The following is a 643-nucleotide window of genomic DNA, read 5'->3' on the forward strand; positions in this document are numbered from 1 at the left end:
TCCCATTATTGTCTCCAGAGCAGCATTTCTATTTAAAAGAAAACATCAAGGCCAAACTGGAAACAGCAATCAAAGCGGTTTACCAAGAGCAAGGCGAAATCTACACCACGTCGTTAACGACAGCTGACAAGTGGGCGATGGCTTTCTTCAATCAAGACGACAATGCGGTGAAAGAATTCAACAAAGCACTCAACCAATTAAGCCAACAAAATATTCAAGTTGAGTACCCTGCAAAACTGGAAAGCCAATCTCAGCTATCGGATGTGATTCGTGAGCGACTACGTCGTGAAGTCACAACAATGACAGGTACGGGGGATAAATAATGATTCGCCTTATTTTCCTATTTGTCGTTCTAGGTGCAGGTCGATTTGCCGGTACTCAGTTTTCTGGTCAACAAGGATATGTACTGATCTCAATAGCAAACAAGACCATCGAAATGAGCGTGACCACTTTGGTGATCTTCGTTATCGCTGCGCTAGCTGGTCTTTTCCTCCTTGAATACCTGATTAAAAAGTTGGTTTACGCAAGCTCAAACACTTGCAACTACTTCAGCGTACGTAAAATGCGTAGTTCTCGTCGCTACACCAATGAAGGCATTACCGTGCTCCTTGAAGGTGATTTGAAAGTTGCTGAAAAGAAAGGC

Annotated in this window: 2 protein-coding genes; both read left to right on the forward strand. The window is 43.2% G+C overall.

Annotation, left to right across the window (positions count from 1 at the left end; translation table 11 throughout):
* The coding region (locus tag R8O11_RS28590; protein WP_318195042.1) for a uroporphyrinogen-III C-methyltransferase at positions 1-323 on the forward strand (323 nt) is incomplete at its 5' end.
* Positions 323-643 (forward strand): heme biosynthesis HemY N-terminal domain-containing protein (locus tag R8O11_RS28595; protein ID WP_318195043.1); only part of this gene is annotated, 321 nt, incomplete at its 3' end. The genes R8O11_RS28590 and R8O11_RS28595, both read left to right, overlap by 1 nt.

This window comes from Vibrio sp. 1288 (genome assembly GCF_033344475.1).